The sequence below is a fragment of the Streptomyces sp. NPDC006296 genome, assembly GCF_040613235.1.
Lineage (GTDB): Bacteria > Actinomycetota > Actinomycetes > Streptomycetales > Streptomycetaceae > Streptomyces.
This window is the reverse complement of sequence record NZ_JBEXRT010000028.1, coordinates 36,010-52,183: the sequence shown is the minus strand read 5'-3', so window position 1 is coordinate 52,183 and position 16,174 is coordinate 36,010. Positions and strand designations below refer to the sequence as shown.

15 protein-coding genes are annotated in these 16,174 nt (G+C 72.9%); 2 read left to right on the top strand and 13 right to left on the bottom strand.

Features of this window, described 5'->3' with window-relative positions; all coding sequences use genetic code 11:
- Positions 1-7: 7 nt before the first annotated feature.
- The 13 genes from ABZ172_RS20220 to ABZ172_RS20160 form a co-directional block, all read right to left on the bottom strand.
- Positions 8-814, bottom strand: a complete 807-nt coding sequence (locus tag ABZ172_RS20220) for an ABC-2 family transporter protein (RefSeq protein ID WP_356885109.1) — start codon at positions 812-814, stop codon at positions 8-10.
- Complete coding sequence (locus ABZ172_RS20215; protein ID WP_356885108.1) at positions 807-1,625, bottom strand: ABC-2 family transporter protein; 819 nt, start codon at positions 1,623-1,625, stop codon at positions 807-809. Before ABZ172_RS20215 ends, ABZ172_RS20220 begins: the two co-directional genes overlap by 8 nt.
- Complete coding sequence (locus ABZ172_RS20210; RefSeq protein WP_356885107.1) at positions 1,622-2,596, bottom strand: ATP-binding cassette domain-containing protein; 975 nt, start codon at positions 2,594-2,596, stop codon at positions 1,622-1,624. The genes ABZ172_RS20215 and ABZ172_RS20210 overlap by 4 nt, the downstream gene beginning before the upstream one ends.
- Positions 2,593-3,342: an aldo/keto reductase gene (locus tag ABZ172_RS20205; RefSeq protein WP_356885106.1), complete on the bottom strand. Its 750-nt coding sequence runs from the start codon at positions 3,340-3,342 to the stop codon at positions 2,593-2,595. Before ABZ172_RS20205 ends, ABZ172_RS20210 begins: the two co-directional genes overlap by 4 nt.
- 44 nt (positions 3,343-3,386) lie before the next feature.
- Positions 3,387-4,166: a cupin-like domain-containing protein gene (locus tag ABZ172_RS20200; protein ID WP_356885105.1), complete on the bottom strand. Its 780-nt coding sequence runs from the start codon at positions 4,164-4,166 to the stop codon at positions 3,387-3,389.
- Entirely contained in the window at positions 4,147-5,874 is a 1,728-nt protein-coding gene (locus ABZ172_RS20195; RefSeq protein WP_356885104.1) for a radical SAM protein, read from the bottom strand. Before ABZ172_RS20195 ends, ABZ172_RS20200 begins: the two co-directional genes overlap by 20 nt.
- Complete coding sequence (locus tag ABZ172_RS20190; protein WP_356885103.1) at positions 5,871-6,836, bottom strand: arginase family protein; 966 nt, start codon at positions 6,834-6,836, stop codon at positions 5,871-5,873. Before ABZ172_RS20190 ends, ABZ172_RS20195 begins: the two co-directional genes overlap by 4 nt.
- Complete coding sequence (locus ABZ172_RS20185) at positions 6,833-8,044, bottom strand: cupin domain-containing protein (protein WP_356885102.1); 1,212 nt, start codon at positions 8,042-8,044, stop codon at positions 6,833-6,835. Before ABZ172_RS20185 ends, ABZ172_RS20190 begins: the two co-directional genes overlap by 4 nt.
- A gap of 247 nt (positions 8,045-8,291) precedes the next feature.
- Positions 8,292-8,453 carry a hypothetical protein gene (locus tag ABZ172_RS20180; protein WP_356885101.1) on the bottom strand — a complete coding sequence of 54 codons (162 nt, stop codon included), beginning with the start codon at positions 8,451-8,453 and terminating at the stop codon, positions 8,292-8,294.
- Between the two features lie 133 nt (positions 8,454-8,586).
- A complete protein-coding gene (locus ABZ172_RS20175; protein ID WP_356885100.1) occupies positions 8,587-9,129 on the bottom strand; it encodes a GNAT family protein in 543 nt (180 codons plus the stop codon).
- Positions 9,130-9,869: 740 nt separating this feature from the next.
- Complete coding sequence (locus ABZ172_RS20170; protein ID WP_356885099.1) at positions 9,870-10,454, bottom strand: TerD family protein; 585 nt, start codon at positions 10,452-10,454, stop codon at positions 9,870-9,872.
- A 293-nt stretch (positions 10,455-10,747) separates the two neighbouring features.
- Entirely contained in the window at positions 10,748-11,347 is a 600-nt protein-coding gene (locus ABZ172_RS20165; protein WP_356885098.1) for a snapalysin family zinc-dependent metalloprotease, read from the bottom strand.
- 314 nt (positions 11,348-11,661) lie between these two features.
- A complete protein-coding gene (locus ABZ172_RS20160) occupies positions 11,662-13,017 on the bottom strand; it encodes a peptidase C39 family protein (protein ID WP_356885097.1) in 1,356 nt (451 codons plus the stop codon).
- A gap of 214 nt (positions 13,018-13,231) precedes the next feature.
- Between ABZ172_RS20160 and ABZ172_RS20155 the strand changes: the two genes are divergently transcribed.
- Together ABZ172_RS20155 and ABZ172_RS20150 are read left to right on the top strand one after the other, a co-directional pair.
- Positions 13,232-13,846, top strand: a complete 615-nt coding sequence (locus tag ABZ172_RS20155) for a hypothetical protein (protein WP_356885096.1) — start codon at positions 13,232-13,234, stop codon at positions 13,844-13,846.
- A gap of 366 nt (positions 13,847-14,212) precedes the next feature.
- Positions 14,213-16,117, top strand: a complete 1,905-nt coding sequence (locus ABZ172_RS20150) for an AAA family ATPase (protein ID WP_356885095.1) — start codon at positions 14,213-14,215, stop codon at positions 16,115-16,117.
- Positions 16,118-16,174 lie beyond the last annotated feature (57 nt).

The window sequence follows — 16,174 nt, the reverse complement described above, 5'->3', positions numbered from 1 at the left end:
GGGCTCCTCATGAACCGGTGCTGGAATAGCGGTCGACCCCGCTCCGCCAGAGCAGGACCGCGGACAGGAACAACAGGGGCCCCGCGAGGGGCAGGAGCCAGACGAACGGCGAGTCGGTCCTGCCGAGGATGTAGAGGCAGGGGAACCAGCCGACGAAGGCGAAGGGCACGACGGTGCAGAACACCGTCATCAGCCAGGTGGGGTAGAAGCTCATCGGCAGCTGCGTGAAGGTGTCCAGACGCCAGATCAGCATGCTCAGCATGGCGTCCTGCCGCAGCCAGAAGGACAGCGCGGTGACCGCCAGGTGCATGGCCGCGAAGACCAGCGCGGAACCGGCGAGCGCGAGCGGCAGGAAGAGCAGCACCGGCAGGGACAGCTCGGCCCCGCTGACGTGGAGGGCGACGCCGAGCATGCCCGCACCGACGAGGATCTCGACCCAGACGTCGGTGTCGACCTTGGAGAACAGGATGAGCACCAGCGGGTCGGCGGGACGGACCAGGTAGTGGTCGAGTTCGCCGCTGCGCACCATGTCCGGGATGTCGAGCGTGCCGAAGAAGACCGTGTTCCACAGCGCGCGGGCCACCGTGGTGAATCCGGTGAGCGCGGCCCACTCGGCGAGCGTCCAGCCGTGGATGCCGTCCGACGCGGAGAGCGCCAGCATGAGGACGGCCGCTCCGGACACCGACTGGACGAGGGCTCCGAGGTTCGCCAGCAGGACCTCGCCCGGGTGCACGAGGTGGCTGCGGAAGTTCATCCGGGTGGCGAGGAGTGCGATCCCGGCCGATTTCCGCAGCCCCACCGGGGTGTCAGCCACCGGCGATCACCAGCTTCCGCAGGGCGGCGCGGGTGCACAGCGCGGCGGCCGCGGACAGCAGGACCGCCCAGCAGGCGCCGAGGGCGACGACCCGGCCGTCGACGAAGGGATCGCGCACCAGGGTGCCGAGCGGGGTGTAGAAGCCGTGCACGAAGGGGGTCAGGACCGCCGCGTCACGCAGCGGGGCCGGGTACAGCGAGATCGGCATCATCGAGCCGCCGAGCAGCAGCAGGAGCGCCTCGCGGACCTCGTTGAGGCCCTCGACCCGGCGGACGAAGAACGCCGACAGACCGATCAGGTAGCTGAAGTCGAACAGGATGACGAAGGCGATGACCGTCGTCAGCACCAGGCGTCCGGCGTGTGCGGCGTCGAGGGCGAAGGGGTACAGCAGCGCGCCGCCGGCGAGCGACGCGGGCACCCCGACCAGCGCGGTGACACCGAGGGTGCGGCCGAGGGCGGCGGAGAACCACTGCGCAAGGAACCCGGTCGGCAGCAGGAGTTCGGTGACGATCCGGCCGTCCCTGATCTTCGCCTCCAGCTGCCGGGCCAGCGCGAGGCCCGGCAGGCAGAGCACCCAGACGGTCCCGGCCGCCGCGTACACCGTCGTCTGGTGCAGGGTCAGCCCGCCGTCCCGCACCCGGCCGTCGCCACCGGCGTACACGGCGCTCCACAGGGCGGCCTGGAGGCCGATCAGCAGGAGGGCGCCGATCCCCTGCGCGAAGGCCCGGGTCCGGTAGTGGAGGGCGAGCTTGACCTGCATGCGGGCGATGGCCCGCTGGGTCTGCCAACGGCGCCGCAGGGCGTCCGTCACAGGCCCTCCAGGTAGAGGTCCTTGATGAGGGTCTCCAGACTGGGCGCCTCGATCTGTACGTCGTCGATCCGCGGGTCGGCGAAGAGCGCCGCGAGGAGCCCCTCGGGCAGGTCCCCCTGGGCGAAGGCGTACGTGGTGACGGTGCGGGTCCGTTCCTGGACACGGGCCGGTCCGGGGAGCGGGGGCAGCCGGTGGCCCGCCGCGTGGTGGATCACCAGCGTGCGGCGGCCGCCGCCGAGGGCCCGGAGCTCGTCGATCTTCCCGTCGTACACCAGCCGGCCGTCGTCGATCATGACGATGCGGTCGCAGACGGCCTCCACGTCGCGCAGGTCGTGGCTGGCCATCAGGACGGTGGGCGCGGTGTCCCGGCGCAGGTCGCGCAGGACCTCGCAGATGGCCTCCCGCGCGAAGACGTCGAGGCCGATGGTCGGTTCGTCGAGCAGGAGCAGCCGCGGGGCGTGGAGCAGGGTGCCCACGAGTTCGGCCCGGGTGCGGTTGCCGAGCGAGAGTTCCCGCACCGGGGTGCCGAGGTGCCGTCCGATGCCGAGGCGGCCGACGAGGTCGTCGCGGCGGCGGCGGAAGACGGCCGGTTCGATGTCGTAGACCCGCTGGAGCAGCTCGTAGGAGTCCTTCACCGGCAGGTCCCACCAGAGGCTGGCACGCTGAGCGGCGAGATAGCCCAGCTCGGCGGAGAGACGCCGGCGGTCCGCGTGCGGGTCGCGGCCGTTGACCGTGACGCGGCCGGCGGTCGGTGTGAGGATCCCGGCGACGAGCTTCATGGTGGTCGACTTGCCGGCGCCGTTGAGCCCGATGTAGCCGACGGCCTCTCCCTCGTCCACCCGCAGGTCGATCCCCCGCAGTGCCTGCACCTCCCCGCCGACCCTGCGGACCAGCCGGGCGAGCCGGCCTCCGTTCTCGGGCGCCCGGCGCACCCGGTAGGAGCGGTGCACGGACTCCAGCTGGACCCTCACCGTGGTGCTCCCGTCCCTGCGTCGTCGGCGATGCGGTCGAGCGCCGCGACCTCGGCGGCGGTCAGGGCGGACCCGCGGACCGAGAGGTTCTCGGCGAGGCGGGCGGCGGACGCCGCCTTGGCCACGGCCGGCACCCCGTGGGCGAGGTGCCAGCCCAGCAGGACCTGGTGGACGCTGCGGCCGAGGCGCGCGGCGACGGACTTCAGCACGGGGTGCCCGAGGTCGTTCTCGCTGAACGGGCTGTGTCCCTGGACCACGGTCCCCAGCGCGGCGTGGTGCCGGACGAGGGCGGGGTCGAACCGGCGGGGCCCGAAGGCGATCTGGTTGACCGCCGGGACCACGCCGGAGCGGGCGGCGAGGTCGTCCACCTGGTCGGTCCGGAAGTTGCTCACGCCGATGGCGCGGACCAGTCCGCCCTCCCGTGCCTCGATGAAGCGTTCCCACACCGCCAGCGAACCGTCCGCGTCCAGCGGCCCGTGCACCAGCCAGAGGTCCAGGCGGTCCACGCCGAGCAGGTCCAGGCTGCGCAGCAGGGTCTCCCGTTCGCGTCCGGCGTCCTCCTCGGGGAACTTGGTGACCAGGAGCAGGTCGGCGCGCTCGATGCCCGAGGCACGGATCCCGGCTCCCACCTCCCGCTCGTTGCCGTAACCGGTGGCGGTGTCGACGCAGCGGTAACCGAGGGCGAGCGCCTCCTCGACCCCGCGGCGCGCCGCCCCGCCGCGCAGCTGCCAGGTGCCCAGACTCACCGGGGGGAGGGCGAACGGCAGGCTTGCCCCTGCGGGGGTCCCGTTCACCGGACGCCGCCCCCGCCGGTCACGGCGTCGAGCCGCTCGAACGCGGCCCCCACCGAGGTGAGCAGCCCGTGGTTGGCCCGGTCCCCCTGGACCTCGAAGTACCGTTGCGCGAAGCGGAGGTTGGAACCGTTGACGAAGTTGGCGGTGAGGGAGACGGTGCCGGTCAGGTTGTGCACCTCGTGGGCCCAGCCGCTGGGCGTCACCACGACGTCCCCCGCTTCCTGGACCAGGGTGACGGCCGCGGCGCTGCGCCCGCCCGGGGGTCCGGCGCAGCCGGGAGGCAGCAGGCCCAGCTCCTCCGCGCGGTGCGGCGGGTGGAAGGTCCACCGCTTGCGTCCCGAGCCGAGCAGGTTCCAGGCGGAGCTGGCCATCGTGTCGACGTGGAGCGGGGAACCGGTGCCGGCGCCGCCGATCATCAGCCACACCCAGTCGGGGCGTTCGTCCTCGGGCAGGGCCAGCAGCCAGTTCAGTCTGCGGACCTCGCGCGGGACCAGGTTCCACAGGCCGGGTTCGAACTCCGAGACCAGCTGGTCACGCAGGTAGAGGCCCCGCGGGCGCTCGGCCCGCAGCTCGTCGACGACCTCCCGCAGCGGCACGGTCACCGGCCGGTTCCCGGCGTCCCTGGCCACCACGGGGCGGTCCCCGAGCTCCCGCAGCCGCGCCTCGTCCAGCCGGGCGTACACCGGCCAGTCCCGGCCGGCGCCGCGGAGCACGGTGGGCCGGTCGCCGCACATCCCGGTGGCGGTGACGGAGTCGTCAGGCGTGGAAGTAGTCAACGCGGCCGCCTCCTTCGGCCTGGCGCGCCCAGTCCTCGCGGTGGTCCCGCAGGGCCTGCGGCCCGAAGGCGTCCTCGATGTCGGCCCGCGCGCGCAGGCCCTGTCCGAGGTTCTCCCGCTCCGACATGCAGCGCGCCCGTTTCGCGGTCACCTTCTCCGCCACGGTCCCGGCGGAGTCCGACGCCCGGAAGGGCGCCTCCGGCACGGTGACCGTGCACATCGGCGCGGCCCAGCAGGTGCGGCAGGAGCCGGCCTGGACGGCGTCCCGGAACATACCGAGCTGGTCGGCCCCGGCCAGCGGGTCGACACCGCGGTCCGTGTGGCCGACGGCGAAGTCCGGGGACTGGTACTCGTACGAGGAGTACAGCGTCCCGTCCGCACCGAGCACGAGGTACTCGTTGCCGGGCACGAGCTGGACGCCCAGCAGGTGGCCGAGGCGCGGACCGCCGTCCCGCGCGGGCTGGTTCAGCGCCCGGTGGAAGGACCGGTGCAGGAAGCCGTGGCTGAAGGCGAAGCGGTAGCGGCCGGACCGCTCCCGTTCGCCACCGGGCAGCCGGTGCGCGGCGACGAAGAGGTCCCAGACCCGGCGCTGCTCGGCGAACATCTGCCGGAAGTCCGCGTACGACTCCTCGCCGCCCGGCAGCAGCAGGTCGAAGTCCCAGGCCAGCGCGCGCCGGGCGGCCGGCCATTCGCTGAAGTACCGGTAGAGGGCCGCCTCGTCGAGCGGTGCCGACAGGACGCAGATGAGGGCGACGCGCGAGGCGAAGTAGTCGGGGCGGTGGTCCGCGAGCCAGTCGGTGCGCTCCCGCACCCGGTCGTGCGTGCCCCTGCCGCGCCGGTCGACCCGGTACCGGTCGTGGTTGGGCCCGTCGACGGAGATGTTGAGGTAGATGTCGTGCTCGACGAGGAAGTCGACGATGTCCGGGGTCAGGAGCATGCCGTTGGAGTTGACCTGGACGATCAGGTTCTCCGGCTGCGAGCCGACCTCCCGCTTCCGCTCCTCCAGGGCGAGCACCGCCTCCTTGAGCCGGTCGAACGCCAGCAGCGGCTCGCCGCCGAAGAAGTAGACCGCCCGCTGCGCGGGCTCCAGCCGTTCCTCGCCGGTGACGAACAGGTCGATCGCCGCCCTGACCGTGTCCGTCCCGGCCGACGCGGTCTGATGGGGGCGGGTCCCGGGGTAGGCGCCACCGTAGTAGCAGTACGTGCAGCGGATGTTGCACTGTTCTGTGGGGTTCAGCATGAGCACCCGGACCCGGGGCTGCTCCAGGCGGGCGTCCTGCGGCAGGTCGGGGAACTGCCAGCCCGGTCCGTCGAACGGCCGGACCAGTGCGGCCAGTTCCGCGAGCTCCGGCTCGGTGGCCGCACCGGCGGGCGCGGCCGGGGACGCCTCCGGGTCCGTTCCCGGACCGGGCCTGTCCCAGTCGTCCGCGCGCAGCAGGGCCGCCTGCCGGGCGGTGATCCGGTGGAGTTCACCGGTGGCGGGTGCGTACAGGTGGAAGCGTCCGGGCCGGCGGTCGCTCTCCCAGACCTTGTAGAGCCAGGTCCGGCCGTCCACCTGACGGATCGACACCTCGTCCTCCCCGGGGTTGACGCCGGTGGTGGAGCTCCCGTGCGTCCGGGTGCCGGGGCGGTCCGTCCGCTCGATCAGTTCGGTCTGCCAGTCGTGCAGCCGGCGTGTCCCGCTCCGGTCCGCGGTGTCCGTACTCATCGGTCCCGCTCCCCTCCTCGGTCGTGGTCGTCCAGCAGTGCCCGGAGGCAGCTCAGGACGAGCGCGGAGACGGTGGCGCTGGTCGCCCGGTTCTCGCGGTCGTCCTGGAGGGCCTCCACGAGGTCGACGGCGACCACGCGGCGCGTACGGCACACGTGCTCGACGGCGGCCAGCAGTTCCCGCAGGCGGTAGCCGCCCGCCTCCGGGTGCCCGGTCGCCGGGAACTCCGTGGGGTCGATGACGTCGAGGTCGATCGACAGGTGCGTCGGCTCCCCGGCGACGGGGTCTGCCGGCTCCGGGAAGCCGTACGCGTACGTGCAGCGCAGGGACGCCGGGAGCGGTCCGCAGGAGCCCGGCAGCAGGGTGCGTACGCCGTACAGCTCGCACCCGGTGACGGCGCCGGCTCCCAGCAGATGGCCCAGGAAGTCCCCGTGCGTGATGTCGGCGAGCGCGGGCATCGGCCGGCCGCTGAAGTCGCAGTGGGCGTCGAAGCACACGAGGCGCACCGGACCGTGTGCGGCGGCGAGCCCCGTCACGACGGGGGCGGTGAGGCTGTGGTCCCCGCCGACGAAGAGCGGGACGGCCCGTGTCCGGGTGAGCCGCTCGGCGAGCCCGGTGAGCGCCCGGTAGTACGCGGCCCGGTCCACACGGGGGTCGATCGGTACGGCCCCGAGGTCGCCCAGGTCGAACACCCGGCGGCCTTCGAGCACCGGTCCCCCGGTCGTCGGGTCGATCAGCCCGCCCAGCGCGCCGTGCGCGTCGAGGCTCCACGCGTGGCCGGGGCTCAGCTTGCGGAAGATCTCGGGGCCGTGGCGCTGGCCCGGCACACCCGTCACCCCTGCGTCGAACGGCAGGCCCAGGATCACCGCGTCGGCCGCGAGGGCGCCGGACACCACCGGGCCGACCTCGGCCGCCGGCAGTCCCAGGGCACCTGCACCAGGGCGGATCGAGGGGTGCGTCACGAGGCCCGCCACCCCTCGCCCGCTTCGGCCCGGCTGTCCGAGACGGTGACCAGGCGGGCCCGCAGCAAGGCCGAAACCAGGGCGGACACCGCGGCCGGCGGGGCACCCGCCCGTCCGGCCAGCTCGTCCAGTCCGACCCGCCGCGCCCGGACGAGTGCCTCGCAGGCGGCCCGGTGGGCGGCGGGCAGGACGAACTCCTGGTCGGCGGCGGTGAGCACCAGGCGGTCACCCCGGATTTCGAGCAAAGGGGGCTGCACGGTGGTGAGTTCGACGACCGTCCCGGAGGAGGGGCGCGCCGTCAGCACGTCCCAGGGCAGCCCGGCGGTGTCCCGCCCGCCGCTCCTGCGCCGCTCGGCGTCGAAGAAGTCCCGCAGCGACGCCCCCTTCGCCTCGTTCACGAACGCCGTGACGAGCCGCTCGGCCTGGGCGCGTTGCTCCTCCGGCGTGCCCGCACGGGCCAGGCTCTCCCGCACGTCGGCACTGTCCAGGGCCCGGTACGCCACCCAGCGCAGCCAGTCGTAGCCGGTGCGCCGGGTGAAGGCGAAGGTGAGGTGGAGGCTGGACTCGCCGCCCCCGCGCACGGTGTGCCACCACCCACGCGGCACATGGATCACGTCGCCCGGCTCCAGCGTCCGGTCGAAGAGCACGGTCTGCGGGCAGCGGGCCGGGTCGCTGTCCCCGTACTCGGGCAGAGGGTGCTCCTCCGACGGCCCGTGCACCTGCCAGCTCTTGGTGCCGAGCACCTGGACGACGAAGGTGTCCACCTCGTCGAAGTGGCTGGCGAAGGCCTGCGCGTCGTCGAAGGTGACGAAGAGGTTGCAGGAGGCTGTCTCGCCGACCATCCGCATGACGTCGTCGGTCGCGGCGCGGACCGCCGGATGGATCCGGTCCAGCGAGTCGATGACGAGGCTGGCGCCGGACCACATGAGGGAGAACGTCCGGCTCAGGTCCACGACACGGTGCCCCGCGCGGGTCACCGTGTACGCGTGCTCGGGCAGCGATCTGCCTCCGGTGCACAGCTTCAGCTCCGCGGGCTCCACCCGGCCCCGGGAGAGGATCTCGTTCAGGTCGCGCCAGGAGAAGTGCTCCCGGAGCAGCTCAGGATCGAGATGCCGGAGCACCACCTCGGTGCTGAGGTGGTGCACCACGAAGTCCGGGCCGAAAGCGGCCTCCAGTGCGCGGCCGAGTGCTGAGGCGGGTGCCGTCATGATCCCGATGTCTCCCTAAGGGCTGTCCCGTTGTCGCTGCTGGAGCGGCGCGCGGCGTCGGACGCGGTGCAGCGCGAGGCGGAGGGGCGTCGTGAGGCGGGGGCGTCGCGAGGCGGGGGCGTCGCGAGGCGGAGGGATGCCGCGCCGCTGATCGTCTCGGCGGCGTACGGCGTGAAGCGGCTGCGGGGACGGGTTCCGCGTGGGCCGGGACCTGGCGGGCCGGCGCACGCGGAACCCTCGGGCGTCCCTACTTCGCCGAGTCGCCGAACATCTGGGTGAAGTCCGGGACACCCGCACGGTTGTGCGTCTTGGCGAAGGTCGCCCGCGCCCTCTCGGCCACGGGTGAGACCTGGATCTCGACCTCCGGGAATTCCTGCTCCGGGTTATTGCGTGCGGAGTTGTCAGCCATGTTCGCCTCCAAAGCGACGTTGCCGGCAGTTCTCAGCGAGCGTACGACAGCAATTCCCGGGCGAACAAGAGGCGATATTCCGAGCACGAAGGGAGACGAATGCATTCGCCATTCTGTAGCAGGAATGCGCGTTCTATTCGGCGGGCTCGTCGTCCCACTGAGGGGTGGTCACCGTCCCCGACAGCCAGTCCCTGCGCAGAACCGCGTATCCCACCGCGTCGTGGATCCCGCCATCCGCGGACGGCCACGCGTCCCGGTAGTGCGCCTCCTTGACGTAGCCGCAGCGCACGAAGACCCGGCGCATGGGGCGATTGTCCTGCCGGGTGGTGCCCTCGATGCGGTGCACACCGGGGAACTCCTCGAAGAGATACCTGGTCAGCCAGGTGACCGTCGCGGTACCGATCCCCCGGCCCCGGTCGGCCGCGCGCAGCCGCAGGTCGAACAGCGGGGTCCTGTCGCCCAGGTCCATGAGGCGGACCAGACCGGCGGTCGCCCCGTCGGCACGCACCCAGAAACTCCTGCTCTCCTCGCTCGCGAAGCGACCCTCGGCGACCCATTGGCCCGCGGTCTCCCGGTCCACCTCGGGAAGGGCGTGGAACGGCCAGTTGTCGCTGGTCAGAAAGCTGATCAGCGGAAGAGAATCGGAGGCGGAGACGCGCTCGAAGGACATATTCATGATCGCCACCGTACGGCGTGCGATCCCCCGGTGAAAACCCTCGGGCAATAAGTCCTGGGCCAAGGAGTGGCAGAGAGTCAGAGGCCGGATATGAACGCTGGAAAACTTTCCGTGCGGGGAATAATGCGCGCACCGCCGACGGAAGCGGCGGGAGTGAATTCAACTACTTCTTCCGGGCGGCGGATTCCGGGTTTTCGGCGCCCCGGAAAGGACGCCGTCGCACGTGCCCGCCTTTTTCGGCCCGCCCGGTGGCTCCGACGGAGGCGAAGGCCCCGCCGCCCGCCACGACCGGACACTCCGGATGATGCGGGCCGGCCTCACCCGGGAAAGGGTCTCACCGAGCCGGAACCGGCCATTTCACGGCACGAAGGAGAATCGGGCGGCGGGAGAAGGACGCGCTCCGGCGCACGGGCCGTGCATTCGCCGTGCGCACCGGTTCGGGCGGAACCCGGGATCCGGAACGCGGACAGGGGCAACGCCCTGCGGCCCCGGGCTCGTCCCGCCCCGGGTCGGGGGACGCGCGAGCTGCCCCGAACCGAAGGCGCCCCGACCGAGAACAGCCCGGGGCGGCCCGGGCCGAGGACAGCCGGGACCGAGGGCGGCCCGGACTCCGAGGCCGTACCGGGCGGACCGGACCGGCGGCAGACCGAGGCGCCCCGCCCCCAGGAGGTCCGGGCGGTCCTGCCCGAGGGGCGGCACGTACCGCCGCCCCTCGGGCCGGACGAACGCCCGGCCGTCGCCTACTTGCTGATCGCGAAGCGCATCAGGGCGTGCTCGTCACCCTGCTTGATCTTCCCCGTCACGTTGATCACTTCGAGCTTCCACGAGGCGCCGACCCGTACGGCCTTGGCCACGGCGCAGCCGTTGTCCTGGGTCAGGAGGCTGGGCCAGATGTCGGCCACCTGCTGAGTGGTGCCGCCGGTCGCGTCGTAGACCTTGAAGCTGATGTTGCGTGCCTTCTGGAAGGAGCTGGCCTTCTTGAAGGCGGCGGCGACGAACACGATCGAGGTGATGTTGGCGGGGATGCGGGCGAACTCCACCGTGACCGTCTCGTCGTCGCCGTCGCCGCGGCCGGTCTGGTTGTCGCCGCTGTGCACCAGTGAGCCGTTGCCCATGGGGTCCAGCGAGTCCAGGCCCGCGAGGCGCACCGGGTCGGCGCCCTGCATGGCGATCGCGATGAGGTCGAGGTCGGTACCGGTCTTGCGGCGGAGCATGCCCATGACCCCTCCGCTGGTCCCGGCCGTCGGGTCCCAGGACACGCCTATGGACAGGTGGGTGACGCCGTCCAGGTCCGCAGGCCCGTCTTCCTTGCTGAGCGTAATCATGCGTGGATCATCCTCTGGTGGTCGAACTGCGATACACCGAGTCTGCCTGGCGCCCGGGCGGTTGCCCGCGCCGGGCCCCCACATCCTCCGCCCCGGGCCGGCCGCGCTCAGGACGGCGGGCCCGGGTGGAGGACGGGTCAGCGGCGCTCGGGGACCGGCCGACGGGCCGTGCGGTCCGGTCGCACGGCGCGGACCGGGCCCCTCCGGCCGGACAGGACGGCGTCGCCGTACGGGAGTCGGGCGAGGACGGGGCCCGGCTCACCGCTCCGCGGGACGGGCGGAGGACCGGCCGGTCAGCCTGCGGAGGACGACGCGTCCACCAGGGTCCGGCCGTCCGCGGGGACGAGCCGGGCGAGGCCGTTGGCGTAGGCGGAGTCGACGCGGGACCGCTCGGTCGCGTTCGGGACGGCGTTCCGGCACGAGGTGCCCGCACTGGAACCCGACATCAGCTGGGAGCACGGGCCGGGCTTGGTGTCGGGCAGACCGAGGCTGTGCCCCATCTCGTGGGCGGCGATACGGGTCTTGTCGTGCCCCTCGGACACCGCCTGGCTGCCGAGTTCGACGCGCACCTGACCACCCGGACGCACCGGGCCGAGCGTCGCCTGCGGCCAGCCCGTGGTCGCGACGATCTGGATCTCGGCGCGGGTGCCGGCGGCGGCTTCGACCAGTTTGACGTTGGCGACGTTCTGGTTCCACGAGGCGACCCCGGCGGCGATCGCCGCCTCCCATCCGCCCGCCCGGCTGTCGTCGTAATGGAGCGTCACCACCGCTGCCGCCTGCTTCGCCGCGGCGGGTTCCGGTACGGGCGCGGCGTGCGCCGCCGTCGCGGTGACCGCGGACAGGGTGACCGCGGCAGCCGTGCCGGCTGTCTTCAGCCAAAAGGAGTACGGCATGTGCCGTCCCTTCACTCGTGGGGGACCCGGCCCGCCAGAGGCCGGGAGCGGAGGGAGACCGCGTCGGCGAAGGGGCCGGCTGCGGACTCCCGGGGCCACAGAACCCTTCCCACCCTTCCGCACTTATCATGCACCTGTCACTACGAAGGGCCGAAAAGGAGCGCCGGACCGGCCACGTCCACTCCCCCGGGCGTCCGTTCGGACCCGCGACGGGCCGCCCGGGACCGCACGTCGGCCCGTCCGCAAGGAGCGGCCGGCCGGGGTCACGGCGCGGACCGGGGCTCTCCCCCGCTCCGGCCGTGGCCCCCGCGGTCTCAGACCAGGCCGAGCGAGGCCAGGACCCGGCGCTGACCCGCGCTCGGATCGGACGGCCAGTAGACGTAACAGACCCCGCCCGTGCCGCTCCTGACCGCACCGTTCGCGTCGTGGCGCTTGGTGCGGAGCCAGATGTTCTCCCACTCGCGCCGCCGGTAGACCCGGCGCACCGCGTCGTTGGACGGCGAGGCGGGGTCGTTGGCGACCACGTCGCCGTCGGGCGTGAAGCCGATGACCGTCATCAGGTGTCCGGACGTGCCGTAACCCGCGCCCGTCAGCTCGCCCTTGAGGAACGACTGCGAGGTGATGACCGGGATGCCGGCGGCGACCAGCCGTTCGACGTCGGTCAGCGAGCCGAGCCGGGTGACCACGGCGTTCATGTCCTCGTACGTCGCGGCGTAGGCGGCGTTGAAGGGCCAGTTGCCGCAGCCTTCGTACTGGTAGTCGAAGGTGTAGCGGGCGGCGTGGCAGATCTGCGGGTCGGCGAGGCCCGGCTTGACCCAGGCCAGGTCCTCGGCGGTGGGCCGGCGCCCCCAGTACTCGATGATCATCTGCGAGGAGGTGGGGCTGCACCAGGCCTCGCCCCCGTTGTCGTACTCCGGGTACTCCCCGACATGGACGTTCTGCGAGTAGCGGGGCACCACGAGCTCGTGGGCGGCACCGGGCGTACTGGCCGGGACGGTGAAGCGGTCCGGGACGTCCGAGGCCATGGCGCCGGCCCGGTGGACGGTGGGGGTGAGACGGGTGCCGGGGGTCCGGTACAGGGTGAGCCGCAGCCGGTACGACACCAGGCGCAGCCCGCTCGTCGCGTCGTCGAGCGCGAGGGTGTCGGTCCAGACGGTGCTCTTCCCGTCCGTCTGGTCGTCGACGGAGGTGCGCCGGATGTCCGTGTCGGCGGAGGCCCAGCGGCCCATGACGTACCAGGGGGTCTCGGTGCCGTCCGAGTAGCCGCCGCGCAGCTCGACGCGGATCCAGGTGCCCTGCGGGGTGTCGGCGTTCCAGGAGGCGATCACCTCGGTGGCCGGGACGGAGGAGCGGTGGACCGGGGAGGTCCAGGTCGCGTAGTCCCAGCCTGAGGTTCTGCCGGTGTGCGGGTCGGTGTAGTCGGCGCTTCCGGCGGGCGTGGAGATCACCAGGCCGGGACGCCGGCCGGCGACGGCGCGGGTCCCCTCCGCGGAGCCGAGGCGCCAGTCGGCGCAGGTGGTCCAGAAACGGTTGTCCACGAGCGAGGCCCCCACCGGGGACGAGGAGGGACGGGGAGGGGCCGCGCCCGCCGGGCCGGCGGAGGCGACGACGCCCGCCCCGGCCGCGAGCGCGGCGGTGAGCACGGTCCTGCGTGAAGTCGGTCTGGTCATGGGCGAGACCCCCGGTCGTGGGACGGATGGGCGCTGCGGGTGCCGATCGGTGCGCCAACTATCGCGGTTCCCGGCCGCTCCCGGCCAGTGATTCGGCCCGCGCCGCCGCAGCAATATTGGTCTCGTCCACTGATGTGACCTGCGCCGGGGGATGCGCCCGTCGAAAGCCGGAGCGGGCCCGGGGCGGCCCGCGGGGTCTCGTAGGGTGGGGGACATGAACGACCTGGCGGTCCGCGCGCGCCGGCTGCGCACCCTGGCCCCCTCCTGCGGGCCGGTGCGGCTGATCGCGGTCGACGGTCACGCGGGATCGGGCAAGAGCACGTTCGCCGGCCGCCTGGCCGCGGCGCTCGGCGGCGCACCGGTGCTGCACCTGGACGACCTGGCCACGCACGAGGAGCTCTTCGGCTGGACGGACCGGCTCCGGGACCAGGTCCTGACCCCCCTCTCCCGGGCGCAGCGGGCCCGGTACCTCCCGTACGACTGGACGGAGCGGCGCTTCGGGCCGCCCCGGACGCTGGATCCGGCTCCCGTGGTGCTGGTCGAGGGGGTGGGCGCGGGCCGCGCCGCGGTGCGGCCGTTCCTCGCGGGGCTGCTGTGGATGGAGGGGGCCGATGCGGAGTCCTGGGAGCGCGGCCGGCTGCGCGACGGGCCGGAGCTCGCGGAGTTCTGGGACGGCTGGACCGTCGCGGAGCAGCGCCATTTCGCCGGTGATCCCTCACTCCCGTTCGCGGACGCGGTGATACGGCGGGGACCCATGGGATACGAGTGGCTGGAAGGGCCTCACCCGGCAGCGGGGACGAGTCGTCCCGTCACGGACGGTGAGGCCTGAGGGCCGTCTCGGCGGTCTGCCGGACCCGGCCGCCCCCCTGCCCCAACTCGGCTTGACCGAGGGGCCGTAGAGGTTCTACGTTCTCAATGTACGGCTTTTCGGAGCCCTCGTGATCGCGAAGCCCCCGGTTGTTCCCCCGTGACCGGGGGCTTCGTTCTGCCCTGCCGCAGCCGCCCTGACGGCCCTCCGCTCACCCTCGGTCACCGCCCCCGAAGCGCCGGTTACGTACTTAACCGCTCACTCCCCGTACAGGTACGATGCCTCTCGGATGTGGTCAATTCCCGTTCCCGTTGCGGTGATAGGGGCGCCGCGCCGGGCATGCTGTGCGAGCGGGACATTCTGGGGGCTCGGTTTGTGGGGGACCTGATGGACATCGGCACGCCGGGCGCACAGGCCCCGGCCGACCTTGCCTGGCTGCGCGGGGTGGACGCCTACACGATGGGCGCGTACCCGCAGGCCGAGGAGGAGTTCAGAGCGGCGGTACGCCTCGATCCCGGCATGGCGGACGGCTGGCTGGGTCTGCACGCCCTGCGGATCGACACCGGCACGGCGCTGTTACGCATGTTCCGCCACCGCGACCGCTTCGGCGAGCAGCGCACCCGCCACCGCCGCACGCTCAACTCCTGGTACTGGCTGGGCTGGTGGGTGCAGCCGGTGCTGGAGAGCCCGCGCGACCTGCTCCTCGCGCACGCCTCGCACTGGCTGGACGGCCGCCATGTCGCGGAGCTGGACCGGGCGTTGGTGGGGCTGCCGCCGGTCGACGCCGATCCCCAGGTGCGCTTCCTGCACGCCTGCCGCTCCTATCTGGTCAAGGACTGGGAGCAGCTCGTACGCACCACGGAGCAGCTCGTGGACGATCCGCTGCTCGGTATCGAGGCGGGCCTCTTCGGCGGCATGGCGCGGGTCCGGCTGGAGATGTACGGGCAGGCGGAGCCGCTCCTGTCGGCCGCGCTGATGCGCTGCCGCAGCGAGCAGCCGCAGCGCAAGGAGCTGCGCTACTGGCTGGCGCGGGCCCACGAGGGCACCGGCCGCAGCGCGGCGGCCCTCCCGCTCTACCGGGCGGTGCACCGGGTGGACCCGGCCTTCATGGACACCTCGGCGAGACTCGCCGCGATCTCCGAGGGGGACGGCTACGACGAGGCGGTCGACCTCGCCTCGGTCTCGCCGGCCGGCTTCGGCGCGGACGGCACGGGGGTGGAGGCGCGGACGGACGGGGACACCGCGCTCGACACCGGGCTGGTGGACGGCCGCGAGCCCCGGCTCGCCGGGGACCCGCTGGTCCTCCCCGGTGCGGTGGTGCCCTCGTCCGTGCCGGACGGCGGGGCGCGGGCCGCGCGGGGCGCGCCGCGGGGCGCGGTGTTCCCCGCGGGGCCGAGCGATCCGGCGCTGCTGGCCGAGGCGTTGGCGGAGCTCGAGCGGATGGTCGGGCTCGAACCGGTGAAACGCCAGGTCAAAGCTCTTTCCGCGCAGCTGAACATGGCACGGCTGCGGGCGGAGCAGGGGCTGCCGGTGCAGCCGCCGAAGCGTCACTTCGTCTTCTCCGGGCCGTCCGGGACGGGCAAGACCACGGTCGCCCGCATCCTGGGCCGGGTGTTCTACGCGCTGGGCCTCCTCGGCGGTGACCATCTGGTGGAGGCCCAACGCTCGGATCTGGTCGGCGAGTTCCTCGGGCAGACCGCGGTGAAGGCCAATGAGCTGATCGACTCGGCACTCGGCGGGGTGCTGTTCGTCGACGAGGCGTACAGCCTCTCCAACTCCGGTTACACCAAGGGCGACGCGTACGGCGACGAGGCGCTGCAGGTCCTCCTGAAGCGGGCGGAGGACAACCGGGACCATCTCGTCGTCATCCTGGCGGGCTATCCGGAGGGCATGGACCGGCTGCTGTCCACCAACCCGGGGCTCTCCTCGCGGTTCACCACCCGGGTCGACTTCCCGAGCTACCGCCCCCTCGAACTCACCGCGATCGGCGGGGTGCTGGCCGCCGACAACGACGACGTGTGGGACGAGGAGTCCCTGGACGAACTGCGCAGCATCAGCGGCCACGTGGTCGACCAGGGGTGGATCGACGAGCTGGGCAACGGCCGTTTCCTGCGCACCCTGTACGAGAAGAGCTGCGCCTACCGTGATCTGCGGCTCTCCGGATACACCGCGGCGCCGACCCGGGACGACCTGGCCACGCTGCGGCTGCCGGATCTGATGCAGGCGTACGGCGAGGTGCTGTCCGGGCGGGGTCCCGCGGGCCGGGGGACCCCGGAACCCGGAGCGCTGTGAGAAGCCGCCGGGCGGTCCCCGAGGGGACCGCCCGGCGGCGGGGACGACCGGCCCGCG

Bases quoted from the DNA above. Each gene is read 5' to 3' on its own strand.
- ABZ172_RS20175 (WP_356885100.1), bottom strand. From the start codon at position 9,129: ATGAATATGTCCTTCGAGCGCGTCTCCGCCTCCGATTCTCTTCCGCTG.
- ABZ172_RS20160 (WP_356885097.1), bottom strand. From the start codon at position 13,017: ATGACCAGACCGACTTCACGCAGGACCGTGCTCACCGCCGCGCTCGCG.
- ABZ172_RS20185 (WP_356885102.1), bottom strand. From the start codon at position 8,044: ATGACGGCACCCGCCTCAGCACTCGGCCGCGCACTGGAGGCCGCTTTC.
- ABZ172_RS20165 (WP_356885098.1), bottom strand. From the start codon at position 11,347: ATGCCGTACTCCTTTTGGCTGAAGACAGCCGGCACGGCTGCCGCGGTC.
- ABZ172_RS20150 (WP_356885095.1), top strand. From the start codon at position 14,213: ATGGACATCGGCACGCCGGGCGCACAGGCCCCGGCCGACCTTGCCTGG.
- ABZ172_RS20195 (WP_356885104.1), bottom strand. From the start codon at position 5,874: ATGAGTACGGACACCGCGGACCGGAGCGGGACACGCCGGCTGCACGAC.
- ABZ172_RS20155 (WP_356885096.1), top strand. From the start codon at position 13,232: ATGAACGACCTGGCGGTCCGCGCGCGCCGGCTGCGCACCCTGGCCCCC.
- ABZ172_RS20170 (WP_356885099.1), bottom strand. From the start codon at position 10,454: ATGATTACGCTCAGCAAGGAAGACGGGCCTGCGGACCTGGACGGCGTC.
- ABZ172_RS20180 (WP_356885101.1), bottom strand. From the start codon at position 8,453: ATGGCTGACAACTCCGCACGCAATAACCCGGAGCAGGAATTCCCGGAG.